This window comes from Hymenobacter glacieicola, from assembly GCF_014640315.1.
GTDB lineage: Bacteria > Bacteroidota > Bacteroidia > Cytophagales > Hymenobacteraceae > Hymenobacter > Hymenobacter glacieicola.
On record NZ_BMGS01000015.1, the window covers coordinates 25,285 to 48,799 of the forward strand.

Consider the following 23,515-nt stretch of genomic DNA (forward strand, 5'->3'; position numbering starts at 1 on the left):
GGGAGTGCTGGTATGCAGGAGCAAGTATATTACCGGAAAAAGCGCTGGCGGGCCGTATCGAAGCTCTGAGAAGCGGGCGGGACAACGGAACCCGTCCCGGAACTGAAATCAAACCGGCCCGTTGGTCATTGCTGCCGCGTTACGTGCTTCATGCTTGCGTGCCCGCAGTAAATATCTGTTCCGTTCACGCGGTAATACAGCTTGTCATCTTTCACCCTAAACCCCGCGCGGATGACGCCCTCTACTCCGCGTTTGGAGAGGACAATCACGTAAAAAAAACGGGTGGCCTTCGGTTGAACGGTTCTTTGCAGCGAAGACGGCTGCCGCTGACTATCCACCACCGCCTTCAGGTCCCGTAGCCCGTAATTAAACAAGGGCAATTTGTCCAGGGTCATTTCCTCGGCGGGAAGAATCAGTTTGAAGTAGTTGTCCGGTAGCGCCGGCTGCTGTTGCAACGCGGCCGGGGCTTCTGTTGACCACTTGAAGGGGGGCGGGGGGGCATCGGCTAAGTTAAACGAATCCGCCGGAACGGCTATTGACACGTGGACAGGCGCCGCGGTTTCGTTGACGATGCGCGTCCAGAACACCGCGTAGACGTACTCTCTGCCATCGGGAGCCGTGTATCTGAGCCCCCCTTTTGGCAAGCTGTTTTCGATAATCACCCGCTTGCCGGTCGAATCCGCGTATTCGTACCACGTGTCGGTATAAGGGGTCTTGGGCACCGCCACCCGTTGTTGACGGTCGCCCCCCTCAGTTGACTCAGGGGTTTCCGCGCCCGGTTTAACTGCGTCGGGAGGTGATGTACTGGCGTGACCACACGAGAGTAGCACCGCGGGCAGCGCCAGCCAGTGTATCAGAATGGTTCTCATAGTTTTCAGCTGGCGCGCAGCCGGTGCGTAGCCTCGCTTCCGGTAACTGGTGTGTGCCTTTTTGGTGGGGCTGCCACGTTCCCTCCCCTGGCGGTGGAAGTATGCCCCTGCCGGCCGAAAGTACCACTTCCGGCACCAATCAAAAAGGTAGTTGCTCCTTCGCTGGGTTTTCAGGGCAGCTTTCTCCAGTCGCTTGCTTACGGGGCCCGGGTGTGGTGTCGCTCCAGAAAGCGGCTTGGCAGTTAGATCACCCGGCAGCCACCTCGCAGTCCCCGCGCCGGGCGCCGCGAGGTGGCTGCCGGGTGATCTAACTGCCGAAATTAACCTGGCCCGCATCCTGGAAGAGCAAATGACCCTGGACATCACCGGCCACTACGCCCGGCCCGACGTATTTAGCTCCCCCGGCCCTTGTTAAATGCACCCCACTTTTATAACTGGTTATGTCGCCTGCCCCTACCGTTTCAGCTTCCGTTCCGTTGCCGGTTCTCATCGTGGGAGCCGGGCTCTCCGGCCTTACCGCCGCCCGGGTGCTGCAGGCTGCCGGGGTGCCGGTGCGGGTGCTGGAAGCCCGCGCCCGCGTCGGGGGGCGTACCTGGGCCCTTCCGGCCTTGGCCGCGGAGCAGGGGGAGGGCGGCCTGCTTGATCTGGGCGCAACCTGGGGCTGGTCCCACCACCCGTACCTGATGCAGTTGCTCGACGAGCTAGGCATCCAACCGTTTGTGCAGCCCAGCGCCGGGGCCACGGCCTACCAAACCTTGCAGGGCGTACACCGCCTGCCTCATCCGGCGGGCTCGGCCGGCTACCTGCGCTTTGCCGGCGGCGCGGCGACGCTCTGCCGCACCCTGGCCGGGCAGCTGCCGGGCGACTGCCTGGAAGTAAACACCCGCGTCACGCAGCTTCGCCAGTTGCCCCCCGGCCAGGGGGTGGCGCTGCAAGCCCGCCAGGGGAACAGCACGCGTACCTACCACGCCGCGGCCGTGGTGTTGGCCCTGCCCCCGCGGCTGGTTGCCCACACGATGGCTTTTGAGCCCGCCCTGCCGCCCGCGCTGGAGGAGGCGCTGCGCCAGGTGCCCACGTGGATGAGCCACGCTATGAAAAGCGTAGTGGTGTATGCCGAGCCGTTTTGGCGCCCGCTGGGATGGTCGGGGTATGCCGTCAGCCAGACCGGGCCGCTGACGGAGATTCACGATGCCTCACCGGGTAGGGGTGACTTCGGCGCGCTGTTTGGGTTTTTCGCGGCGGCGCATCCGCTGCGTGCCGCGTCCCGGCCGGCCCGGCAGGCCGCCGTGCTAACCCAGCTAACTCAGCTGTTCGGGCCGCAGGTGAGCACCCCGCTGGCCTACCACGAATGGGACTGGGCCCGGGACCCACTCACCAGCGTACCCGGCGATGAGCAGCCGCCCGCGTCGGTGCTCCTGCAGGGGCCCGGGCTGCTGCGGCAGGCGGCGTGGGCCGGCTGCCTGCACTGGGCTGGGGCAGAAACCTCAGCCAGCGAATGGGGCCGCCTGGACGGGGCCGTGGAATCGGGCCGCCGCGCCGCCGCGCAGGTGCTCCGGCAGGTAACGGCTCGCGCGTAACTCCCCCAAGCGGACCGGGTTTCTGTGGCGCGGAAAAAGCCGGGCCGCGCAGTCCACTGTTCTCTTCTACTTCTGCTTACATGCCTGACCCCCACTCCTTATCCGACCGATTGGCTTTGCTGCGCACCCGCCTGGCCAATGAGCGTACCTTTCTGACCTATGTGCGCACCAGCTTAGCCATGCTGGGCTTTGGCCTGGCCCTGATTCAACTCTACCCGGTGCGGGCCGGCATGCTCGGCTACGGGGCCGTCCTGGCCGCGGCCCTGGTCATGGGTACCGGCTGGCTTCGCTTCCGTCAGCGGCGCAAAGAAATTGAAGCCAGCTAGCAGGAGCTGCCCTCGGGCCGACCCGTGGCGGCTGACCTGCGTATGTTCCGGCTATGGGCCCCTACTCTATTCTTATTTTTCTGAGCATGGCCGTGATCGTCTCGTACCTGTTCGACATCGCCGCCCGAGCCACCAAAATTCCCTCGGTACTCATGCTGCTGCTCACCGGCATTGCCCTTAAACAAGCAGCGGAGTATACCGGCCTGGCCCTGCCACTACCCGCGGTGACGCTGCAACTGCTCGGCATCGTAGGCCTGATCATGATTGTGCTGGAGGAGTCGCTCCACCTCAAAATTCTGCCCGGCAAAGGCTCCGTCATCCGGCGGGCGTTTGCCGCGGCCGCCGTAATGCTAGTGGGCCAGGCCGTTGCCATTGCGGGGTTGCTGCAGTGGTACCTGGGCCCGGGCGTCCCCTTCCAGACCTGCCTGCTCAACGCCGTGCCGCTGGCCGTAGTCAGCTCGGCAGTGGCCATTCCCAGCGTAGCAACCCTGGGTGGGGAAAAGCAAGAGTTTATCGTCTACGAAAGCACCTTTTCCGACATCCTGGGTATCATGTTCTTTAACTTCGTGGCCCAGGACAACTTTGCCCAGGGCGTGTCGGCCCTCACGTTTGCCCGGGATCTGCTGGCCGTACTGGTCGTGTCGGTGCTGGCCACGGCCATCCTCGCCTTTTTGCTCGACCGCATCCGCCACCACGTTAAGTTCATCCTCATTCTGGCGTTTCTGGTGCTGATTTACTCCCTGGCCAAGAAGCTACACCTTTCCTCCCTGCTGGTCGTGCTCGTGTTCGGCGTCATCGTGCGCAACGCCGAGCTGTTTTTGCGGGGGCCGCTGCGGCGCTGGTTTGATCCGGGGCGCCTGCAGGAGGAACTCCACCAGCTGCAGAGCATCACGGGGGAGGGCGCCTTTTTGATCCGCACGTTTTTCTTTTTGCTGTTTGGCTTCTCGATTTCGCTGGCGGGCATTCTCAACGGTCCCTTACTGCTGCAAGGGGTGGGGATTGTCGCCGTCCTTACCTTGCTTCGCTACCTGTACCTGCGCTACGTGGCCCGCACGAGCCTGGTGCCGGAAGTATTTATTGCCCCCAAGGGCCTGATTACGGTGCTGCTGTTTTATAGCATTCCGCCCCGGCACCTGATCGGCGAAGTCAGCGAAAACATCCTGTTTGTCGTTATCCTGCTCACCGGCGTGCTTATGCTAATTGGCCTGCAGCTGCCGGGCAAAAAAGAAGAGCCGCGCGCACTAGCAGAATACTGACTTACCCAACTGCACGCTCGCCCTGGCAGCTCCTAACCCAAATTACCCAGCGGCCGAGTGGAAGCGTCACTTTGGGTTATGCATCACCCGCGGAAACGATAACTCGCCATACATTGCGTAACCAGAAACCGGCACCGGCTTAGCGTAGATTTTCGCCCCGTGGCGCCAAAAAAAGCTTGTAACTTATCGATCAGTAGCTGGTGTTAGCAAGGGTGCCTGCCTACACTACGGGGCCAATCAGCCGCAACGAGTAGCTCGGTTTGCCACTCACGTTACCTTTTCTGCCATGCGCCTTCGCTGCTGCTCCCTCTGCCCGCTGCTTGCGCTCCTGCTGCCCGCCCGGCTGCTGGCGCAGCCAGCTCCCGCGTTGCCCACCACCGTACCCGCCCGCATCAGGGCCGTCGAACAGGGGCTGCTGCCCTACGTGCCGGTGCGGGGGCTGGCCGGCTGGAGCTTGCTGGAGCGCATGCGCTATTACCGGGTGCCGGGCCTGAGCATCGCCGTCATTCATAACTACCGGGTGGAGTGGGCAAAGGGGTACGGGTGGGCCGACACGACCACCCGGAGGCCGGTCACCCCGACGACCTTGTTTTCCGCCGGCTCCATCTCCAAACTGGTCACGGGCCTAGCCGCTATGCACCTGGTGCAGGACGGCCGGCTTTCCCTGGATGCCCCAATCAATGCGTACCTGACCTCGTGGAAACTAGCCGAGAATGACTGGACGCGCCGCCGGCCCGTTACGTTACGCCAGCTGCTGAGCCACCAAGCCGGCACCAGTCAATCGGCGTACTTCGGCTTCGTGCCGGGCCGGGGGGCGCTGCCTTCGGTGGTGGATGTGCTGAGCGGGCAACCATCGGCTCAGACCCGCCCGGTCGTGGTGAACCGCGAACCGGGCACGGGCTTTACCTACTCGGGCGGCGGCTATCTGGTGGCCCAGCTGGCCATGATGGATGCAACGGGGCAGGACTTTTCTACCCTGACCGAGCAGCGGCTGTTCCGGCCGCTTAAGCTGCGCAATAGTACTTTTGAGCAGCCACTGCCGGCCGCCTGGCAGTGGCGTGCCGCGTGGGCGTACTCCGAAAACGCCTGGTTTAAGGGCGTGCCCTACGTGTACCCCCAGCAGGCCCCGGCGGGGCTCTACAGCACCCCGACGGATATAGCGCGGGTGCTGATTGAAGTGCAGCAAGCATACAGGGGCAAAGGCAAGCTACTAACCCAGGCCACGGCCCGCGCGCTGCTCACGCCCCAGGCCGAGGTGTCGGCGGGTACCTACCGCGAGCAAATGGGGCTGGGGCCCTTTTTATTGCAGCGCGCCGATCAGCAAGGCGACGAGAGCCGCTACTTTGAGCACACGGGCGTCAACGCCGGGTTTGTGGCCTACGCCATTGGCAGCGTGGTAGGGGGCGAAGGCGTGGTTATCATGATGAACCAGGACGGGGGAGCCAGCGAACTGGGCAAAGAAGTGCGCCGGGCCGTAGCGCAGGTGTACGGGTGGCCGGCCTTCCTGCCCCCCGCGCTGGAGCCGCGAACGGTTTCGCCCGACTGGCTGGCGGCCGTCGCCGGGCGCTACCAGCGCGGGCCCGACGAGGTGCTGGACTTCCGCGTTGCGGGGAATCATCTGGTGGAGCGCATTAACGGCGGCCCCGGCATTTTATGTTACCCCATGGGCGGGGACACGCTGGCGTTTACCGACTTCCCGCTCCGCGCCGTGTTCGAGCGCCGCCCCGACGGCCCCGTCCTCGGCGTGCGGATGCTGGCCGGGGGCTCAGTGCTGGCCCGACTGGCGGAAGACGAGCTGCTGCCAAACGAGCTCTTGCGCCAGGGGCGCGTGGCGGAAGCCGTAGCGGGCTACCGCACGCTGCACCTGGGCGAGTACCCGCTGACCTACCGGATTTATGAGCTGCTGAATCCACGGCGGCCGGGTGGTGCGGATGTAGCCGGGGCGCGTGGGCTGCTAGAGCTGGCCCGGCAGCAGTACCCGCAATCCGGCATTGTGGCCGCCCGCTGGGGCGACTGGTACGCCCTTACCGGTGACAAGCCGCAAGCCGCCCGCGAGTACCGGCAAGCCCTGCGTGACAATCCCACGGACCAGGACTTGTTGGAAAAGCTGGCAGCGGTAGTAAAGTAAATGCCATACCCGACTTGTGTCCGACTGCGGCTTGGTCAGGACGGGGCATTACCATTGGGAAACGTTGCTGAACGTAAAATGGGAATTGACCGCAAGCAAGACAGCTCTGTACAGCCTTCTTTACCACCAAAGGGTAGTATACCTTAGGCTCTGGGCGTGAAACGGGGCGAAACTATCCATCCTCATCTTCCTGTACCCTTCCGCCAGCAGGCGCTCGGCCAGGTAGTAATCCGTAATTCCGGTCCTCCGGTAAGCAGAATAGCAGGCGGGAGTTTGCACCGGACCCACCCGGCCATGGGCAGGAGTATTGGCCTCTGGTGCCGGACATATACCCTGATGGTGGCAGAGGAGGAGGGTGCGGCGCAGAGGCACGGGGCTGCCCGTGTCCGGGCGCAGCTGCCCAGGTTGAGCCCGCATGTTACCGTACGGTGCCGACCCAGCTACCGAGAGCAGCTTTCCTCACGAAGTAAGCAGTCCAGTTCACGGGCGTCAACGGCCACCGTGTTGCCGCGCCCGCCACGTACAGCTGGTGATGTACCCTCACCAGTCAAGCTCCCCGCGGCCAAGCTCCCTCGGGTGGAAACGGCATACAGGGGGTAACGCTGGCTAGTCAGGTACCCTACCTCTTGGACATTCTTTCCTTGGAAGTTAGAACCGACATCGACCGGGCAGGCTGCCCCGCGGGGTCTTAACCGCAGCAGGCAGAAGTGCCTACCGCGCTTAGGCGAGGCAGACGCCCACGAAGTAGCCCACCTCGCACGGCGGGCCCTGCGTGCGCAGCACGTCCTGCTGCATCCGTCACGAGTACGGGTTGCTGACCGGCCAGAAGGGGAACAGCGCGCGCGAATACCGGAGCAGCCAACGTCCGGCTTGGGCTGGCAACGGCCAGGGAACGGCGGCCCGCCGGTGGTCCTGCCAAAGCCCAGGCCCACCTCGGTCTTGACCACGCCGTAGGTCAGGCCAGACGCCCCGTTAACCAACTGGCCTACCCGCTCCCATTAGGGCGCTGCGCTTGGCACAACGATCATTTTGGAGCTCAGGGTTAGCGACCGGCTACCGCTGCTGGCTGCCTTGCTCGCGCCGGTGCATATAGTTTTGGGTGCGCAGCCACTCCTCGGTTTGCTCCCGCTGCGCCGGAAACAGCAGCTGGCGCAAGTGCACGTCCAGAGTAGTCAGAATATTATCGGCCATGGAGACGCTGATGCGGCGGGCTTCATCTTCTAGTGCAAGTCCTGAAAATCAACCCGCATGCCCGCGTGCTGGGGTAACAGCTCCTGGTTGAGGTAGGCAAGAGCGATATTGGTTATAGCTTCGGTCAACTCGTGACGCAACTGCGCTTTCGTGTCCATACGAGGCGAGAGGTGCTCAAAAAAGTGGTAACTACTTTATCAATACCACCGGCTAAAGCCAGCGGAGCGAGTTGAACATGTGGGGGACATGTTTCTGTTCCGCCTGCCTGAACTTTGCAGCCGCTACCGAAACAGATGCCCCGGCTTCCGCTAGCGCCCGCAAGCCGGATACAGGTGCTGGTCCTTTCCATACCGGGGCAGGGTAGTGATGTCCGCACTGCCGAGCAAGAGCAGGTGTATTACGAGCAAGAGCAGGTGTATTATTTGGAAGGGTGCGTCAACTAGCTGTTGCCCGTGCGCATAGCGAGTAGAAGCCCCATCAGCAGGTTCCCCGAAGGCAATGCCCTGCGCGGGGCCATCATACGGCTTAAGGCCCCAAGTCTATCGACTACCCCGGTGTAGTAGCGGCGCTAGGCTTAGGCGCGGGTTGCTGCTGCCGTGCTAGTTTACGTGCTACGTGTCCCTTGGCTACCTTTCGCGCTCCGTATACTTGCCAGTGGTACCCCCTCACTTACGCCCTGGTCGCTACTTCTATTTCTCTATTTGGCAGATTGCAAATAGGCTTCAATATAACAACAGATACAGACGTTGCTCTGGATAACGCCTGATGCACATGCCAAAGTCTAATCCCTCGCTCTTGGAAGAGCCATTACGCGCATTGGTAGAAAAGATAGAAGGACCATTTCAGGCTTTTGTTGAGCAAACGGTAGAACGTTTGGTGCAGGATCACTTTGCAAACTGGCCTAAGCCAGACCCGCAATACACACTATCGGAGGTAGCCGAACTTCTGGCGGTTGACATCAGCACTATTTACTCGTATCTCAAAAAGCCAGTAGGCCATCTTCACCGGTTGCCGTTTGTACAGTGCACCGATACGCCTCGAGGTAAGCGCATTCGATTGAGTGATATCTTAGTCTGGCAACAGCACAACTCCTCAGATGCGCTGAGTAAAGCGAAGCAGGAGGAGGTTGAGCAGAAGGTGGCGGCTATGGGCGCAAGACGTCGCGCCCGCCGCGGTGGCACCTCTACTCTAGCTTAGTTTCCTCCTACTAGGCGCGCGCAGGCCCGTAGGGTGAAGGAAGCTCGGTTCTCGGCAGCCTCATGCTTCAAATCGATAATCCAGCCTTCGCAGGCTACTCCTTGTTCGTTGCGGAAGCGTACTCGGTCCCGGGGATTGGCCAAGATGCGCTGCATCTGGGTCGTATCTCAAGGGGTGATCAAACCTGTACTGCAGTGGCAGCCATAGTGGTTCTGGCATACTCAAATTATACTCCGAGTATGGTCCAGCGCCACCCATTACGGGAGTCATCGGCACCCCCACATTTTCTTTGATCGGTATTGCTTCCCCCTGAAGCTGGCTTTTAAGCGAGGTGTTGCTCTCACCGAAGGTAAATTTTATACCTTTATCCTCTCTTCGAATTAGCCCTGCAGTGAGGCTAACTGCATGGCGTAGCAGCATGCGTTTGGGGCTAAGACGCAGATTGTAGACTGTGTCGGGTGAAAAGATGCCTCAACCAGCCCTCGTGCCGGTTGATTGCGCTTCGTTACGAAGGGCTTCAGGACCTCATTGTTGCGCAGCACGCAAATCAGGAACCCCTCCTCATCGGAGGAGGGGTCCTGCGTAGCGGTACTATCGTAGCAGTCCCGGCGTACCGTCCCGATGTAGTGACCGGCCGTGAGGTAGGTGCTCAGCTGGGTATACTTATTTTTCACCTGCGTGAGCAACAAGGCGTATTCATGGCGAGTGTTAAATTCTTCCAGGCCGTTGACCTGGTTCAGGCGCCACTTCTGATAGCCGATATCTACTGCATTGTAGTGCTCTGCGGCAACCGTAAGTCGTTTGGGTTCTTGAGCATATTTACCGCCCTTACTTGGCAGGCGCAGGTAAGAATACTGCTCTTGTGGGTCGTTCAGGTCCAGTACAATCTCATCGGAGTAGAAGTAGGCTACATCTTCTACGACAATCACTTCCCGGCCATCCGGTCTCTTTTCGACCCCTGTAGATAACGCTCAGTGAGTCAATTACCTCTTGCTAGTTGACGAAAAGCATCATAAATGTAGGCTGACGTATCATTATAGGCAGCGTAAAGCCAATTGAGACAACAGGGATAAATGAGGCTAAGCCAACTACCCTCGACTTCGCCAGAAGTCAACCTGCTGCCAATTGCTCTCGCAGCAGGAGCCGACGTACGGCCGTGGCATCAAACGCTTTACCCCGGCGCGTCCGGTAGTCCCCCTGGGTGAGCTCCTGGGCAATCTGCTGCAGCGTGTGCCCCTGCTGGCGTAAGAGCACGGCTAACCTAGTGGCCTGCCGATTTTCCTTGTTTTCCCGGGCATTCTGCTCGCGCACGAGCTGACCCTGGCGAATAGCGTCCAAGGTCAGGTTAGCCGGGGTGCCGAGGGCTTGACCGCGGGCCTTGAGCGCGGCGAGCGCTTCTTTGGTGCGTTTGCTAATCAGCTCCCGCTCGTGCTGGGCCAGCACGGCAAAAATGCCGACCGTGAGCGTATTGGCGTCGGGCATGTCGCAGCAGACGAAGTCTACCCCGGAGTCACGCAGGGCAAAGATGAACCCCGCATTCCGAGACAAGCGATCCAGCTTGGCAATGAGCAAGGTGGCCCCGGCCTGACGGGCGTGGGCAATGGCCCCGAGCAGTTGGGGGCGCTGGTCTTTCTTGCCACTCTCCACCTCTGTATAGTGCGCGAGCACCTGGGCGGGCACCCGGACGTATTGGGCGACGGCGTACTGCTGCGCTTCCAGGCCCAAGCCCGACGTGCCCTGCTTGGTGGTGCTGACCCGGTAGTAGGCGATGTAGGAGTGCATGCCGGCAAGATACGGCTATTTGTCATTTATTAAACGGGCGTTTAATAAATGACAAATTACCCTCAGTAGTAGTACAAACAGGCCGGAAATGAGAGTATGTTTTGGTATAAACCGCGTAATGGAAGTTGTGCTAAAATGTACCCGTGATGCTGGACTCAGGTCCCCTACTGTTCCTCCAGTTTTTACCCGACTTCCTCGACCGTAATTTTTATACTCCAACTAGCTGAGTTCTCCGGTCCTTGCCTTAAGCCGTCCTGATCTCACCCCTTTTTTGTAGTACTATCCCCTCCCCTCTTTTCCCACTCGGTACGGGGGGAGTTCAGCCCTCAGTAACCCCTTTTTTGTAGTCATATCCTTGCGGGGGGGTTCGGCCATTCAGCAGCCTCTAGTAGTCGCAAAACGGCTTTAGCGGGTGCTGGAAGCATATGACTACAAAAAAGGGGTGGCGCTCCGCCCTGTTTAAGTCTGCCCTACCCCGCCTACACCTCGATTTTGCTTCCTGAATGCGGTTGACCCGGACATATGACTACAAAAAAGGGGTCAGCCTTCCTTTCCTTTTACTACTTACCGGAAAGGAGGGCTGATAGGAGCAAGCTTTTCTATCTCTTTCTAAAAAGACGACTCAAGAAACTAGTTGTTTTCTTACTTTATAAAGTTTACTTAGTTTACAGGCCTCATAACTAGATGAAATACAGAGTTTTGCATCTATATAATGCTACAAAAAAGGGGTTATACAACTACAAAAAAGGGGTGAGATGCTACAAAAAAGGGGTTATACAACTACAAAAAAGGGGCGGCTGGGAACCGATACTGCTACAAAAAAGGGGTTATACAACTACACCTTGGTAAATGTGTAGCATAATGCGCGGCATTTGCTTATTTTGGCTGCATGAAACAAGATGCTCTGGGAAAGGGGGATAGCGCGGTCCATCCCCTCATTGTACAGCACAACGCCTTGATCAACGCCCGCTTCGAGCTCAACACCACGGAGTCGCGCCTGTTTCTGGCGCTGCTCACCCGCATCGGGCGGGATGATACCCAGTTTCAGGTGTGCCAGATTCCGGTGCGAGAGCTGATGGGCCACAGCTCCAGCAACTCCACCTACGACCTGGTGCGCAAAACCCTCAAGCATTTTGCCTCGCGCACACTGCTGATTGAGAAGCTCGACACCTCGGCCCGCCGCCAGAGCAAACCGGACTTCTCCATCCTCCCCCTGCTGGCCTTTGCCGAGTACAAGCACCGGGAGGGCGTCGTTGAGGCCCGCTTCAATGATTTGCTCATGCCCTACCTGCTGCAGCTACGGGAGAATTTCACCAAGGCGCAGCTAACCGAGCTGCTGAAGCTCAAGAGCAGCAACGCCTACCGCATCTACCTGCTGCTGCGCGAGTACGCCGCCTTCGGCAAACGGGTCATGGCGGTAGCCGAGTTGAAGAGTATCCTGGGCGTGGAGGAAGAGTACGACCGATTTACCAATTTCAAAGCCCGCATCCTGGACCGGGCCCAGGCTGAGTTGGCCCAGACCGACATGGCCTTTACCTACGAACTGGAAAAGCAGGGCCGCACCATTACCCACATTTGCTTTCTGTTCAAGCCCACGGGCAGCGCCCTGCCCGTGCTGGCCGTACCGGAAGCCGGCTGGGAAGCCACGCTCCTGGAAGCCGGCATTGCCGCCAAAAGCATCGCGGGCATCAAGACACAGCTGGCTACCGGGTACTACGACGAAGGGTATGTGTATTTCGTCGTGGCCTACGTCCGCCGGCAAGCCGCGGCCGGGAAAGTAAAAAAAGTGGGCGGGGCGATCTACAAGGCCCTGGTCGAAGGCTACCTGCTGGAGGATTACCGCCGGCAGGTGCGGAAAGACCAAGCCCCCGAACCGCCAAAGCGGGGCCCTGTCGCCCCGGTGCTCTCGCTACAGGAACGGCACACGCTCGACGATGTGCACGCCATGTACGAAACCATGCGCCAGCGTCACTTGATTGCCGAGGAAACCTTTGAGGAGAACCTGGCCCGGGTCTGGCTTGCGGCAGGCTTTCGACAGGAGACAGACGCGCAGGGAATCCCGTGGCTTATCAAACCCTAACTTATTCTGCCAGCATCCCTCTGGCGCCCTGCTACCCCTACCCTACCGGGCCAATGCGGGGCAACTCCCACCCGCGCTCAGCCGCGATGTCGGCATCAGGGGATAGCCACTAAATGGCAAGGCACTGCTTCAAGGGTTTCTTGGAAGAAAACGTCAGGTAAGTAAACGGCCTGTCCCCGGATGAACTACCAGCGTAGATAGCAGAATTCACGTACCTGGACAACGCGTATAACTAAAACGCTAGCCAATACTCCCCAGGGATGGGGCGAATATAACTCTGGTTGCCCACAGAGCGGGCAAAAGTTAGGGCATTGTAATACGGGGGCAAGCGCCACATCAGCAGCCTTAATTGTCAGCGCAGCCCACGGCCGCCACGTTAGGAGACACTCCTACGGGGCCAATGCCGTTTCTTTGTCTCCCCTAAATACTTCCCGCTTTCATCTTATGCTACAAGCCTGTCTAAATGGCAATCGCACCAAGCACGAGCATGCGGCCGTGCCCTACACCCCATTTGAGCTGGCGGCCGATGCCGCGCTCGTTGTGCGGGCTGGTGCGCACGAGTTGCACCTGCACCCGCGAGCGGATGATGGGACCGAGAGTTTACGCTCAGTCGAGGTGGCGGCGACGTTACGAGCGGTTCGTGCGCAGGTGCCGGGGGTACTGGTTGGTATTTCCACTCACGCGGGCATTCCCTCCCCCACGCCCCTGGCTGCGTTGCTGGCTACGTGGACCGAGCTGCCCGATTACGTATCGATCAACCTGGGGGAAGCTGCCGCCCCGGACCTCTGGCACGCCGCCGCCTGCCGTGGAATCGCCGTGGAAGCGGGCCTGAGCAGCGTTGCTGACGCGCAACGCTTATTACAAGTTGTCCCGCCCGCTACCTGCTGTCGCCTACTGGTGGAAATAGCGGAACAAACCTTGGAGGAGGCCCTGCACACTGCCCACGCTATTCTGCGAACCATGCGGGCCTTTCAGCCGCAAGTGCCCCGGCTGTTGCACGGCACGGACGCGACCATGTGGCCGCTATTTCAAGTAGCGTTGGAACAGCATCTGTCTGTGCGCATTGGGCTGGAGGATGGCTTGCAGCTGCCGTCTGGGGCGTTGGCAACGGGTAATGAGCAACTGCTGCAACAGGCAGCCGCCCAGCTATCGGCACAACGACGGGAAGCCCCTCTGCGACCTGTCGTCCAACCTTTTAACCAAGGCCACTAGCGTAAGAAGTAGCAGCGCGCCCTGTTCGGTAAATACGCCTGTGTAGAGAAGAATATGAGCAACTAAGAAAATTATTCGCCCACTTCCGGATTTCACAGGAAACTAGCGGCGGCAAACGGTGCTGAATAAAGGATAAAACTGCTAACTCAATTGATAAGGTGTCTAGTCTTATTTCATTACAATCAAGGCATTATAATGATTATATGCACCTAACAATGCACCTATTTATAGGTGCATTGTTAGGTGCATATTGGTGTCGGTAGGTTATGCCATTCGCATGTGTATAAGGTGCGAAACAGGACCCGGAATTTAGGTGTAATCTTGCACCCTATAATAGGTGGGCTTATATTCCCTTGCCATACTTTTTTTGCTCCCGCTGAATCTTCTCCTGAATGGCCTCTAGCAGCCAATCCTGGGTGGAGATCCCCAGCTTCGGGCTAGTCGGCTTGCGCGGCCGTTTGGCGCGCAGTTCATCAATAATCGCTAGCGTAGCGGCCGGAAGCTTGATGTTGAAATTCTTGAGTTTGATATCGGTCGCCTCAGCAGGCAGGGCCGAGCTGCCGCGATTGATTACGGCCTCGATCTTTTTTTCATCCGGGGTCGGCGCTGGTAGTACCGCGCCGGGGGCCTTGCGAACGGGGGGCTTGGAGATGGCCATACTAGTGCGTAACGTGACTAAACAGAAGATTGAGTTCCGCTACCGCCTTCTCGTCTACGGGCGTATACTCGAAGACCGATAAGCCTTTGCTGGCGGCCGTAGCGAAGGCCTTACGGTTGACAATCGGAAAGTCTACGAAGTTGAGTTCCTCGTTTTCCCGCAGCACCTCCATGGCTTCGGCGTTGTCTACTCCCCTAGTGTCCGCTTTATTTAAAAACGAGAAGGTCTGCAGGGGGCTGGTGCGCACATCCTGCACTTCGGAGAGCAGGGCCAGCACTTTGGAGAGCGTCCAGATTTCGTAGGAGCGGGGCGCGAACGGCAGCAGATACCGATCCGATACAAATAAAGCCGCCCGCTGGCTGGAGGTGTCCCGTCCCCCGGTGTCAATAATAATGTGGGTGTACTTGGGCTTAAGCAGCTCCACCTGCCGGCGAACGAGTGCTCCGGTAAGCTGGACTAAGGTGTAGCCCAGCTCACCGCTGCGGGTCTCTCCCCGCCACGCAGTGAAGTCCGAGGAGCTCTCCTGCTCATCGGCATCCACCAGCAGTACGTCATGACCTTGTCGGGAAAGCCATACTGCTAAATTGGTTGAGATGGTGGACTTGCCCGTACCTCCTTTAATTCCTCCTACGGTGATGATCATGTAGTTACAATGGTAGTTAAGGTGTGAAAAAAGGTGTTGTTCTGCCTAATAAGGCAATGCATTTCTGGGTGTAAAAACAGGTTAGGAATTAGGTAAAAATCTAAACTTGAAAATAGGTTTAATTCAACTTGCAAAATAAGGTGCAGAAACTCGGTGATTTTTGGACGTAAAGTAAAGCAATTGTAGGTGTAATAACAGGTGTGTTTTATACTATATTTACAGGTGAATTTGTGGGTGTGAAAGCAATGGCGGATTCGCACCATAGCTAAAGTAATTATAGGTGTGCATGTAGGTGTAATATTTCACTTAGTTTTACACCTAAAAGATAAGTAGAGTAATTCTGTAAAAGAGCTTTTTTAGTACCGATGGCGGCGGCTTCCCAGTAGGTCGCCAGGCAAGGTTACGAGACGGGGAGAGCCAGAGCGTCGTCTCGTTCGTATAGGGAAGGATAGGGCCGAGTAATAAGCGCAGATAGTCAGTATTCCAGTGGATCCCGCTCGGGAGGCCGGGTAAGGAGAATAGAGGACGGAGGTTCCGGCCCCTAGGTAGGGGAGGGGCCAGTGGGCTTCGGGAAGGAGGTTTTCCCAGGAGGAGTTTCCGAGGTGAGCAGCGACAGGTTTTCCATAGATAGTAGGGTCCTCCTTAGTAAGTTAATCTGTCCCTTGTGAAGGCCGAGTAGGTGGCCTCCTCCCGCGGGCCAGCAAGGCATACAAGGGCTCGTTCACGTAATAGATGGCCGTTAAATGACGGTATTTGACCAGCACCCCATCGGCGGCGAGCTGCCTGAGGCAATTTGCAGCGGGCGGCTCAGGTGCAGTTCCTGCGCCACGAACTCAACTCTGGCGTAGGGAGCGGAAAGGTGACTCAGCAGGTCTTGGCTAACTAACTTGCACGCCTACAAGTGTAGCTTGGTCTGCTGCATGAGTTGGTCCATCTCGCCGATCAACTGAATGCTATCCCGGGGGGGTGCTCAATGCCTTCTGCCCGATATGGGATTCACGTCTCCCGGGCACCCGTATCCGGTACGGCTTACAGGTAGTGGCAAGAGGGCGACCTATGACGAAACAACTAGGGGCTCAGGTAGCTTACTGGCAGATCAAGCAGACCTCTCAGCCATAGGGCGATCCGAACGGCCATTTTGACCAGCGGATTCACTTCGCTACGGCGGTCGTCATTGAGGCACTGTTCTCGGTTGCCCATCAGGTTCAGGAGGGTAGCATAGTCCTAGGGCACGGGTGCATACAACTTTCCCACGTTGAATTCTCAGCGTCATGGCGGGCAGATACCGGTACCGCCGTGGATGTGCTCTAACTCCTGGTGAACAAGGACTGGGTAGTTACCACTTAGGAAGCAGTACTGCTGCACTAGACTAAGACACAGACGTAAAGCGGTCGCCTCTCTTGGCTATTAAACTTTCAGCTAACTGCAGCCCGGTCTAGTGTAAGTTGTTGTAAGCCGTCATTATTCTTTCCACCACCGAACTGACCTCGGCTTTCTTGACAGCAAGGTAGTAAGCAGACCCCCTGCGAGGATGGCGGCGGCAATGCTCTTGAGTTCCGCAAGAGCGTGGTGAATCAAAGCAGGTTGTTGTTAGGACTGCGCGAGTCTAAAGTTTCTCAACCGACGGTAATAGGGTTGGTTGCCAAAACATGAAGAGGGGGAACCAGGCGTCAGGGTAGGGGAGGCTTCTGTTCAGAGAAATTATTTCCCTTTACCAGCACTCTACCTGGTCTTGGAGGGAGCAAAACCTATAAAAGGTCAACCAGCTAGGCGGCTGCAGTAAGGCGTGCGCTTAGCCAGCTGACCATTTAGATATTCTGGACTCTCAGCTATCAGGCGACCCGTGACAGGGATGGTGTACGCGGGCTATCTGGGTAGCTACTCCGTGTTCATCTCCTAGCTACCCACTGGGTACTGAAGTCTGATCATGGCCAGATGCTTGACGGAAAGGATAAAACTTATGCACTCGCTTAAAGCAGAAAAGCTCAGGCCATAGCTGGCGGAGAACCTACCCGCACCCAGCTACCAGAAGTAGGTTCATTAGCCCAAGCGTGCTACGCTAGGCAGGAGAAGTTAAGCCTAACCGAAGCCGACTTTGAAGGCAGCTACGAACAGCCCACCCAGGGAAAATCACCTACTGTTGCGGGAATACAGGGAAGCTATTCAGACAACAGCCCCTTCGGAAATTCAAGTCCTTTGCTGGCACGTAGCTTCTTCAGAAATGCGATGGTTGCTTCTTCAATTAGTTGTTGCGGTGTGCTAGGTGCATTGGGAATTTCTTCCAGCATAATGCACGCCAGGCGAACCGCTCGCTCCGTCGGGATGGACAAGCCAAAGCGTAACTTCCCTAATGCGGGTTTACTGGTGCCAGCTGATTTTTTGCCTTTTTTAACCACAGCGCGTGCATTAGGTTGTGAGTCTGCAGCCGAGAAATTGGGTTGAATTGCAGTTGTAGGTTGTTCTTGTGTTTCTGAGGAGGCAGGTGCCGAGGCCATTTCGGTTGGAATGCTCATATGCAATGAATGTGAAAAAGATAAAACAACAGCGTTTAAGGAGAAGGTACTGAGACTAGGATTCGAAAAATCTGAGGAAGATAGATACAATAGAATAAAGGAGCAAATGAAGAGTTGATCCACCTGAGAGAAAACAGAGTAGGATACATTTTATCGAAAAATAAGAAATTGATGAAAATGAGGCACAGAAGGAAAAGGTAAAATATGAACAGCTATTGCTAAGCGTGTTTTGTAGTAAAGAGCTACTTTGACAGCAAACGCGAGTTAGCTGCCTTGATGAGACTCTGCTAGTAATGTGTGAGTGAAAGTTTTTATCACAATGCTATGTAAGCAACATACAGAAGGATATGATGGATGAGCTAATAGCTGCACGAGGAGTAATCTCAACAAAGTAAAATAATCTACGGAAGGCTATGGGTAGCCCCATCCCATACAGTAATGACGTAGGCAAAATTTTATCGTTGTTTACACTATCTGTAATATTTCGAAAATTTGACAATAGACGAGATACACAACAGTAGCCAAGACCTTATCGCCGCAAGAAGTCTTTGATTAACCGATTTTCTGTAAGCAAGCTCATTTAGTAAGAAAGGTTGAGGAACTGCTCAACGCGAAAAGATGAGTATACGCACTAGCTGACTAGAATTACGGTATGTGTATTTTACTTCGACCACGTCTATATGCTATAGCAGTGACTACTGGAGAATTGATGCTGATCCAAGGTATATAGAGAACAACCTATAAGCGGGATAATATTGAAATTACCCCAACGGATAAGCAGGACACAGGGGGGGTGGTGGGCTGTTCAACAATTTATAGCAAGAAGAGCAACACAACACCAACGCTAAGCTGCTGATAGTGTGTGGCTTACCTATCAGCAGAGCTGATATTTGTGTTTTTTGTATCTAACCTACTGATTTAGAGTATATTTAGTACCCTAATCTTACTTTAAGTTATGCCCACGAAAGAAGGGATAGTGAATGTATCTATCAGAACCGCTACCCATCACTTAGTAGCCAAAGAGCGTAAGCGATTGAAGGCTACGCAGACGGATTATATTGATGCCGCGGTGCGCTACTTTGCCGAGCGAGGCCTGGACCCGATAGAGACCCAGGCACGGGAAGGCCAGCTCATTATGAACGGGATAGGCCGCCTACAGGGAGACTTCAAAAAGCTGGGGGACCGGGTGTTTTCTTACATCGTGGAGCAGGAGAATACCATTCACCTACCCATGCTGGAGGAGCTGGTACGGGCCCGGGTAACCCAGGAGAAAACGCTCCAAATTCTGCAGGTAATTGACGCGAACATGCGTAAGCAAAGCGGCGAAACCTTGGCCAAGGTGCGGGCGGAAGACCAGCAGGAAATTGATTCTATCGTGCAGAAAGTGTTAAGTGAGTTGCGTAAACCAGGCGAGTAATCCCTATAGTATACGCCTTTATCTGCTGATTTCCGAGCTAATTAACGGTGCCATTTGTCTGTACGCGAAGCTGATTAACCCCAAAGCACACGGTAAAGTGATGTATGATAATACGAGTAGTGCAGCGCGTTTGATGAACTATCTGGCGCAGGAAAAGAAGGGCTAGGACCAAGATGTTTCGTTCTTTGGGGCGACGGCTGACAGCGTATCGAAGGGGGAAATGGGGTATTTGATTGATACCAACGTGAAGGGCTTGCAGGCCAACAAGGCGAAGTTTTACTCGTTGGTGCTTAGCCTGAGCGCGGATGAGCTGGCGCATTTTGGCAACTCTGAAGCCTCCCGGAAGAGGTACACCCGCGAAGTAATGGAGCGATAGGCCAATAGTTTCCAGCTCAAAGACGGCCGGGTATTGGAAAGTAAAGACCTAGTGTGGAGAGCGACCATTCACCGGAAGCGCAAGCATCGCAATCAGGAGGTGCTCGCGCGCCGAGATCAGCTGGTAAAGAAGCGGAAGGGGTTACAAATGCACAGGATCATCACCGTCAGTGCCCACGATGCCGCCAGCAGTTCAGACTTAATTCGGGTAGGCGCCGCCGTCACCTTTAACTTATCCGCTGGCAGCTGAAAGCTAGCTACCAGTTCCAGCTACGGTGTGACTACTGCGTCCTGCTTCAAGCCTCTTGCCGTCACTGGAAGCAGGTCAAGCTTCGGGTTCCCGCGACGGACCAGCTCCGAGCCGGCATAATCGGGGAGCAAATAGAGGCCTGAATCTAGTCTTCCCCAGAGCGATCCAGCTCAACGGCGGCTTGCTGCTGCTGCCAGCGGTAGAGCAGCTTCTCGCTGATGCCTAACTGCCGGGCCGCTGCCCGTGTCGAGCGGCTTTCGCCGGCCAGGCGCAAGGCTTCGGCCTTGAACGCGTCGTCGTATTTGCGCCGCTTATCCGGCTTCTGTTCGTGGGGAGTCCTTGCCATGGCGGAAGGAAAATACGACCCAATTCCGTCCAGCCTCGCTAGACCACCTCAATCCTGAGGTAGAAGCGTGGCGGGAAACGGTGCGGGAAGAAGACCTTCCCTTCTAAGCCAAACGGTCCTTACGGTAGCGTATGGATATGGACCTGCACTATCTTGGCCGGCATGACGAAGACCCTACGTTGCGCCCTTGTCCTGTGCCTGCTCACTCCCCGTTCACCGGGCGCAGCCCAAGGCACGGCTTATCATACCGACTCGCGCGCCGACTTGCACAGCGTTGTGTTTGTAAGCGCACAGGTTGGCCTGGCAGTCGGCGCCGACGGTACGATCCTGCGCACGACAACTGGCGGGCAGCACTGGGCGGCGGTGAACAGTACCACCACCGTAACCCTGCATAAGGTAACCCAGGCGCCCGGGGGAGCCCTGTATGCCGTGGGGGACTTCGGCCTGATCCTGCAGTCACGGGACCAGGGCCTGAGCTGGCGGCAACTAGTGTCGGGGGCGAAGCAACAGCTGCAGGGCGTGCACTTTCCCTCCGCCTCCACGGGCTACGCGGTGGGCGCCTACGGCACGATGCTGCGCACCACGAACCACGGCCGGAGCTGGCAGCGACTGCCCAGCGGGGGGGAGCGTACCTTCAGTGCCGTGCAGTTTCCCACCCGCCGGGTGGGCTACCTGGTGCTGGCCGGCAGCGCGCAGTACCTGAAAACCAGGAATGCGGGCCGCACCTGGACCGAGGGGCGCTTGCCGGCCGACCTGCAGGCGCACTTGAGCGGGCCGTTGTTGTTTCGAGATGCCAAGCGGGGGCTGTTGCTGGGCGGCAGCCGCCCCCGCGGCTCCGAGCACCCGGACGGGCTGGACCACGGATCGGCGGCCGTATATCGCACCCGCGATGGCGGGCGGACGTGGGCGCAACAGCACGTGCCCGGCAACGTGAGTATGGCCGTCTGTTTTGGCTCCTGCTCGACCGGCTATCTACTGGTTAAGCAGTACGTAGGATCACTTCGGCCGGGCTATACGAGCCGGAACGCCTCGGCAACGGAATCTACGATCGTGCAGCGAGAAATGCTGGTCTTGCGCACCGTGGATGCGGGGGCCACTTGGCACCTACAGGGGAGGCTGGTTCCGCCTCAGCTCCCCTACTGTTTTGACGTAGCCTGCCCGACGCCTGCCTCCTGCGTGCTGGTCGGGGAAAAGGGCCAAACCTACGCTTACCCGTAGGCAGCGGCAAGGCCATCCGCGTGGCTAAAGTCCAGTACCGCTCTCGGGAAAAGTAGAAGCATAGGGTCGTCCACCGAGGGAAGAAGCTGTGGCAGCGCTAGTAGCCGAGCTGGGTACCTAGCGCCCACTTGCCAATCAGCCGGTGAGAGAAGGCGTGATGCGGTGTTTACTCGTCCTAGGCGCTGGGCAACGGCGCGCCAGCACCTAGATACCCTGTGCATTGCCCAGCCGGAGTTGGTTGAAGCCATCCTCTCCGACTCCCATCGGGTAGACGAGTTGTTTAAGTTTATGTACAAGCTCAAAACCAAGAAGGTAAAGGCTGGCCGTAACCCCGGCGGGCTGTTTTTGAAGATGTAGGGCCTGCGCTAACTTGAAAAACCACTTTTTTAAGCGCAGCCGGCAATCAGGCTCTGCTGTACAACACCAGTAATATAGTTACTGATGTTGCTAAGTTGGGACAAAGCCAACACTACGGCTGCTTACACGCTCACCACTGTTGTTACCCCGCGTATGGGCCACTATACTAACGCTCCGGAGGACAACCTGCTCGGGCTTACCGACAAAGACCTGCTGAATGAGCAGTAAGCCTTGGAAGTGGCTCGCACGGAGCGGTATCTGCTGGAGGAGATGGACTACCCCGTGGACTTGTCAGTGGAGCTGCTGCGGGACCTGCACCGGCGCGCTTTCAGGCACGTGTACGAGTGGGCCGGGCAGTGGCGCCGCACGGTGCCCAACGTGGGAGCCTACCTACCCCCACCGGCCCACAAGGTACCGCAGCTGCTCTACGAGTTCGTAGATGAGTTGCGACACCGGCAGACGCTATTACTCCAGGAGCCCCCACAGGAGGCCGTAGCGGCCCTGCTAGCGTACGCGCACCACCGCCATCCACCCTTTCACCAACGGTGATGGTCGTACGGCGCGTTTATTCACCAATCTGCTGGCTTACTCCTACGGCTAGCAGGAGGTAATACTGTATCAGCGCGAATTGGGGCAGGGGCGCATCTGCTACCTTGGCCATCCGAGAAGCCGATGCTCACGAGCTAGGGCCGCTGCAGCAGCTAATCAGCGACCAGCTGCGGCCGTTGTTCTAGCGCGGCGGGACCAGTTTGCTCATACAGGGCTTCCAGGCGCGCTAGGGGCACCGTTTGGTTTTCCAGGGCCATAGACGCGAATACGGACCGCACCACCATTGCCTTAACAATGGCCGGGTCTTGGAGCTGACGGTAACGGTCGCGGAGTTTCATGCGCAAAAATGCCGAGGAGGTAGTATCCTACCGTAAAAGTAATCACAAAGTTCACCGCAAGCAGTGCGGCTAGCAGCGGCTGGCCCGCCGAGGCTGCGTTCCAATCCAAGTTCAGGCCTGCTCTAATGCCGAACGCCCTGTTCCTGTACCAATGATGGCAGAAACGGGGCGTTCGGCATTAGAGCAGTTGTAGGCAGCTTATCTAGCCGGAGCTTCAGGCGGGGGAGGGGTGAGCTGGGTAGGAGTCACTTGACGGGCCAGGGTCTGCAGGAACTGCCTTAATTCTTGGTTTTCCTCCTTCATCTGCTCATACAGCTCGCGCAAATCGTGCAGACCTTCTTCCACGTTATCTACTTTGTAGAATAGTTGTTCGTTCCGGTTAGGCATATACTTGGTGATCTGTGCTTCTACGTGCCAGATTTCTAGAATATCGTCGTGGTAAACGTTAAAGGGAGGGTGCGTACGGTTATCAGAACGAAGGCGCAAAAACCCATCCCGACGCAATCGATTCTTTACGCGTTTCACCTGAAGGCCTCGGGACTCGGTTACTACTACGTAGCATTCCAAATCAGTGAGGGTTTCCCAGTTAAAACGCTCGATATAACGACAAACCAACCAATCCCCATCATGGTAGGTGGTTTCCATGCTATCTCCAACTACCTGTACACCACGCATATGCCCTTGTCGCACGATTTCCCCTGGTAAGATCATGGAACTAGACTGCTCAAAGAACTCCTGACTTTGGTAGCCCGCCAAGTAATTGGCCGCCGCTTTGTAGTTAATCAACGGGATGGTAGATAATCCTTCCATGTTTTGAGTAACTACGAGAAATTCCTCCCCTTTAAAACATGGTTTCTCGATAACTGGAGGAGAAGGAAAAGCAGTAGTAGAATCTCCCAAAGAGGTAACCAGCACTGGTTCTTCCGGCGTTTCACTGAAAAGAAAATTTAGGTTGATCCCTCTACTATGCAGAAACTGCATGTATTCATGAGGAACAGTTCTAGTTTTCCCCCCTTCTAGGCGACTGATTTCACTCTGAGATAACCCAGCAGCTTCAGCAGCCTCTACCTGTTTGAGCCCCAAGAGTGTCCGACACTGCTTGAGGCGCTCAACTATACTCGGGTTCATGTTATTTTATTAAAAGTTTTCATACCAATTCTTGATTGATATGTTACAAGTGCATATAATTGCACCATGTTAGTACACAAATATGCAGAATCTTATTACCAAACG

General features: G+C 57.1%; 25 protein-coding genes and 2 pseudogenes. 15 read left to right on the plus strand and 12 right to left on the minus strand.

The features are described from left to right. Positions 1-125: 125 nt before the first annotated feature. Positions 126-869, minus strand: a complete 744-nt coding sequence (locus tag IEW18_RS20005; protein ID WP_188559659.1) for a hypothetical protein — start codon at positions 867-869, stop codon at positions 126-128. 235 nt (positions 870-1,104) lie between these two features. Between IEW18_RS20005 and IEW18_RS20010 the strand changes: the two genes are divergently transcribed. From IEW18_RS20010 to IEW18_RS20030, 5 genes are all read left to right on the plus strand, one after another. Continuing rightward, on the plus strand, positions 1,105-1,284 hold the full coding sequence (locus IEW18_RS20010) for a hypothetical protein (RefSeq protein WP_188559660.1): 180 nt from the start codon (positions 1,105-1,107) through the stop codon (positions 1,282-1,284). A 25-nt stretch (positions 1,285-1,309) separates the two neighbouring features. Continuing rightward, on the plus strand, positions 1,310-2,446 hold the full coding sequence (locus IEW18_RS20015) for a flavin monoamine oxidase family protein (protein ID WP_188559661.1): 1,137 nt from the start codon (positions 1,310-1,312) through the stop codon (positions 2,444-2,446). Between the two features lie 80 nt (positions 2,447-2,526). Beyond that, on the plus strand, positions 2,527-2,772 hold the full coding sequence (locus IEW18_RS20020; RefSeq protein WP_188559662.1) for a DUF202 domain-containing protein: 246 nt from the start codon (positions 2,527-2,529) through the stop codon (positions 2,770-2,772). 86 nt (positions 2,773-2,858) lie between these two features. Then, on the plus strand, positions 2,859-4,028 hold the full coding sequence (locus tag IEW18_RS20025) for a cation:proton antiporter domain-containing protein (RefSeq protein WP_188559663.1): 1,170 nt from the start codon (positions 2,859-2,861) through the stop codon (positions 4,026-4,028). Positions 4,029-4,314: 286 nt separating this feature from the next. Continuing rightward, positions 4,315-6,156, plus strand: coding sequence for a serine hydrolase domain-containing protein (locus tag IEW18_RS20030; RefSeq protein WP_188559664.1), 1,842 nt, complete (start codon positions 4,315-4,317; stop codon positions 6,154-6,156). Positions 6,157-7,209: 1,053 nt separating this feature from the next. Here the strand turns inward: IEW18_RS20030 and IEW18_RS20035 are convergent. Together IEW18_RS20035 and IEW18_RS21920 are read right to left on the minus strand one after the other, a co-directional pair. Further along, entirely contained in the window at positions 7,210-7,347 is a 138-nt protein-coding gene (locus IEW18_RS20035) for a hypothetical protein (RefSeq protein ID WP_188559665.1), read from the minus strand. 29 nt (positions 7,348-7,376) lie between these two features. Beyond that, positions 7,377-7,505, minus strand: a complete 129-nt coding sequence (locus IEW18_RS21920) for a hypothetical protein (RefSeq protein WP_262891909.1) — start codon at positions 7,503-7,505, stop codon at positions 7,377-7,379. 637 nt (positions 7,506-8,142) lie between these two features. On the opposite strand from IEW18_RS21920, the gene IEW18_RS20040 reads away from it, so the two are divergent. Further along, positions 8,143-8,544 (plus strand): helix-turn-helix domain-containing protein, encoded by a 402-nt coding sequence (locus IEW18_RS20040; protein ID WP_188559666.1) that lies wholly within the window; start codon positions 8,143-8,145, stop codon positions 8,542-8,544. A 380-nt stretch (positions 8,545-8,924) separates the two neighbouring features. Here IEW18_RS20040 and IEW18_RS20045 read toward each other — a convergent pair whose 3' ends face one another. Further along, complete coding sequence (locus IEW18_RS20045; protein ID WP_188559667.1) at positions 8,925-9,473, minus strand: hypothetical protein; 549 nt, start codon at positions 9,471-9,473, stop codon at positions 8,925-8,927. Positions 9,474-9,654: 181 nt separating this feature from the next. Beyond that, the gene (locus IEW18_RS20050) at positions 9,655-10,326 is read right to left on the minus strand and encodes a recombinase family protein (protein ID WP_188559668.1); all 672 of its coding nucleotides are present in this window, start codon (positions 10,324-10,326) and stop codon (positions 9,655-9,657) included. An 889-nt stretch (positions 10,327-11,215) separates the two neighbouring features. Between IEW18_RS20050 and IEW18_RS20055 the strand changes: the two genes are divergently transcribed. After that, positions 11,216-12,406, plus strand: a complete 1,191-nt coding sequence (locus IEW18_RS20055; protein WP_188559669.1) for a replication initiation protein — start codon at positions 11,216-11,218, stop codon at positions 12,404-12,406. 444 nt (positions 12,407-12,850) lie between these two features. Continuing rightward, the gene (locus tag IEW18_RS20060; protein WP_188559670.1) at positions 12,851-13,618 is read left to right on the plus strand and encodes a 3-keto-5-aminohexanoate cleavage protein; all 768 of its coding nucleotides are present in this window, start codon (positions 12,851-12,853) and stop codon (positions 13,616-13,618) included. Positions 13,619-13,961: 343 nt separating this feature from the next. On the opposite strand, the gene IEW18_RS20065 is transcribed toward IEW18_RS20060, so the two are convergent. The 3 genes from IEW18_RS20065 to IEW18_RS20075 form a co-directional block, all read right to left on the minus strand. Next, positions 13,962-14,276, minus strand: a complete 315-nt coding sequence (locus tag IEW18_RS20065; RefSeq protein ID WP_188559671.1) for a hypothetical protein — start codon at positions 14,274-14,276, stop codon at positions 13,962-13,964. Position 14,277: 1 nt separating this feature from the next. Beyond that, positions 14,278-14,919: a nucleotide-binding protein gene (locus IEW18_RS20070; protein WP_188559672.1), complete on the minus strand. Its 642-nt coding sequence runs from the start codon at positions 14,917-14,919 to the stop codon at positions 14,278-14,280. Between the two features lie 2,159 nt (positions 14,920-17,078). Beyond that, positions 17,079-17,432: a hypothetical protein gene (locus IEW18_RS20075; protein ID WP_188559673.1), complete on the minus strand. Its 354-nt coding sequence runs from the start codon at positions 17,430-17,432 to the stop codon at positions 17,079-17,081. Between the two features lie 955 nt (positions 17,433-18,387). Here IEW18_RS20075 and IEW18_RS20080 point away from each other — a divergent pair. Both IEW18_RS20080 and IEW18_RS21810 read left to right on the plus strand, forming a co-directional pair. After that, positions 18,388-18,849, plus strand: coding sequence for a BfmA/BtgA family mobilization protein (locus tag IEW18_RS20080; protein ID WP_229728882.1), 462 nt, complete (start codon positions 18,388-18,390; stop codon positions 18,847-18,849). A 187-nt stretch (positions 18,850-19,036) separates the two neighbouring features. After that, positions 19,037-19,474, plus strand: a pseudogene (locus tag IEW18_RS21810) (DUF5712 family protein); the annotation flags it as partial. 145 nt (positions 19,475-19,619) lie between these two features. Here the strand turns inward: IEW18_RS21810 and IEW18_RS20090 are convergent. After that, entirely contained in the window at positions 19,620-19,820 is a 201-nt protein-coding gene (locus IEW18_RS20090) for a transposase (protein ID WP_188559676.1), read from the minus strand. Between the two features lie 162 nt (positions 19,821-19,982). Between IEW18_RS20090 and IEW18_RS20095 the strand changes: the two genes are divergently transcribed. From IEW18_RS20095 to IEW18_RS22055, 5 genes are all read left to right on the plus strand, one after another. Continuing rightward, the gene (locus tag IEW18_RS20095; RefSeq protein WP_188559677.1) at positions 19,983-21,038 is read left to right on the plus strand and encodes a WD40/YVTN/BNR-like repeat-containing protein; all 1,056 of its coding nucleotides are present in this window, start codon (positions 19,983-19,985) and stop codon (positions 21,036-21,038) included. 234 nt (positions 21,039-21,272) lie between these two features. Then, positions 21,273-21,395, plus strand: coding sequence for a hypothetical protein (locus IEW18_RS21925; protein WP_262891910.1), 123 nt, complete (start codon positions 21,273-21,275; stop codon positions 21,393-21,395). Between the two features lie 84 nt (positions 21,396-21,479). Then, positions 21,480-21,623, plus strand: coding sequence for a hypothetical protein (locus tag IEW18_RS20105; protein WP_188559679.1), 144 nt, complete (start codon positions 21,480-21,482; stop codon positions 21,621-21,623). A 9-nt stretch (positions 21,624-21,632) separates the two neighbouring features. Beyond that, complete coding sequence (locus IEW18_RS20110) at positions 21,633-21,944, plus strand: Fic family protein (protein WP_188559680.1); 312 nt, start codon at positions 21,633-21,635, stop codon at positions 21,942-21,944. Next, a complete protein-coding gene (locus tag IEW18_RS22055; RefSeq protein ID WP_188559700.1) occupies positions 21,922-21,996 on the plus strand; it encodes a Fic family protein in 75 nt (24 codons plus the stop codon). Before IEW18_RS20110 ends, IEW18_RS22055 begins: the two co-directional genes overlap by 23 nt. A 100-nt stretch (positions 21,997-22,096) precedes the next feature. On the opposite strand, the gene IEW18_RS20120 is transcribed toward IEW18_RS22055, so the two are convergent. From IEW18_RS20120 to IEW18_RS22060, 3 genes and pseudogenes are all read right to left on the minus strand, one after another. After that, entirely contained in the window at positions 22,097-22,282 is a 186-nt protein-coding gene (locus tag IEW18_RS20120; RefSeq protein WP_188559681.1) for a hypothetical protein, read from the minus strand. Between the two features lie 198 nt (positions 22,283-22,480). Next, positions 22,481-23,263 (minus strand): S24 family peptidase, encoded by a 783-nt coding sequence (locus IEW18_RS20125; RefSeq protein WP_229728884.1) that lies wholly within the window; start codon positions 23,261-23,263, stop codon positions 22,481-22,483. 27 nt (positions 23,264-23,290) lie between these two features. Continuing rightward, positions 23,291-23,410 (minus strand): annotated as a pseudogene (locus IEW18_RS22060) (helix-turn-helix transcriptional regulator); the annotation flags it as partial. Between the last annotated feature and the right edge of the window lie 105 nt (positions 23,411-23,515).

What these genes read in the sequence shown, in the direction of transcription:
- IEW18_RS20080 (WP_229728882.1), top strand. Translation starts at nt 18,388, where the DNA reads ATGCCCACGAAAGAAGGGATAGTGAATGTATCTATCAGAACCGCTACC.
- IEW18_RS20030 (WP_188559664.1), top strand. Translation starts at nt 4,315, where the DNA reads ATGCGCCTTCGCTGCTGCTCCCTCTGCCCGCTGCTTGCGCTCCTGCTG.
- IEW18_RS20035 (WP_188559665.1), bottom strand. Translation starts at nt 7,347, where the DNA reads ATGGCCGATAATATTCTGACTACTCTGGACGTGCACTTGCGCCAGCTG.
- IEW18_RS20070 (WP_188559672.1), bottom strand. Translation starts at nt 14,919, where the DNA reads ATGATCATCACCGTAGGAGGAATTAAAGGAGGTACGGGCAAGTCCACC.
- IEW18_RS20105 (WP_188559679.1), top strand. Translation starts at nt 21,480, where the DNA reads ATGTTGCTAAGTTGGGACAAAGCCAACACTACGGCTGCTTACACGCTC.
- IEW18_RS20065 (WP_188559671.1), bottom strand. Translation starts at nt 14,276, where the DNA reads ATGGCCATCTCCAAGCCCCCCGTTCGCAAGGCCCCCGGCGCGGTACTA.
- IEW18_RS20015 (WP_188559661.1), top strand. Translation starts at nt 1,310, where the DNA reads ATGTCGCCTGCCCCTACCGTTTCAGCTTCCGTTCCGTTGCCGGTTCTC.
- IEW18_RS20020 (WP_188559662.1), top strand. Translation starts at nt 2,527, where the DNA reads ATGCCTGACCCCCACTCCTTATCCGACCGATTGGCTTTGCTGCGCACC.
- IEW18_RS20075 (WP_188559673.1), bottom strand. Translation starts at nt 17,432, where the DNA reads ATGAGCATTCCAACCGAAATGGCCTCGGCACCTGCCTCCTCAGAAACA.
- IEW18_RS21920 (WP_262891909.1), bottom strand. Translation starts at nt 7,505, where the DNA reads ATGGACACGAAAGCGCAGTTGCGTCACGAGTTGACCGAAGCTATAACC.
- IEW18_RS20025 (WP_188559663.1), top strand. Translation starts at nt 2,859, where the DNA reads ATGGCCGTGATCGTCTCGTACCTGTTCGACATCGCCGCCCGAGCCACC.
- IEW18_RS20095 (WP_188559677.1), top strand. Translation starts at nt 19,983, where the DNA reads ATGACGAAGACCCTACGTTGCGCCCTTGTCCTGTGCCTGCTCACTCCC.
- IEW18_RS20055 (WP_188559669.1), top strand. Translation starts at nt 11,216, where the DNA reads ATGAAACAAGATGCTCTGGGAAAGGGGGATAGCGCGGTCCATCCCCTC.
- IEW18_RS20120 (WP_188559681.1), bottom strand. Translation starts at nt 22,282, where the DNA reads ATGAAACTCCGCGACCGTTACCGTCAGCTCCAAGACCCGGCCATTGTT.
- IEW18_RS20125 (WP_229728884.1), bottom strand. Translation starts at nt 23,263, where the DNA reads ATGCAGTTTCTGCATAGTAGAGGGATCAACCTAAATTTTCTTTTCAGT.
- IEW18_RS20050 (WP_188559668.1), bottom strand. Translation starts at nt 10,326, where the DNA reads ATGCACTCCTACATCGCCTACTACCGGGTCAGCACCACCAAGCAGGGC.
- IEW18_RS20060 (WP_188559670.1), top strand. Translation starts at nt 12,851, where the DNA reads ATGCTACAAGCCTGTCTAAATGGCAATCGCACCAAGCACGAGCATGCG.
- IEW18_RS20090 (WP_188559676.1), bottom strand. Translation starts at nt 19,820, where the DNA reads ATGGCAAGGACTCCCCACGAACAGAAGCCGGATAAGCGGCGCAAATAC.
- IEW18_RS20005 (WP_188559659.1), bottom strand. Translation starts at nt 869, where the DNA reads ATGAGAACCATTCTGATACACTGGCTGGCGCTGCCCGCGGTGCTACTC.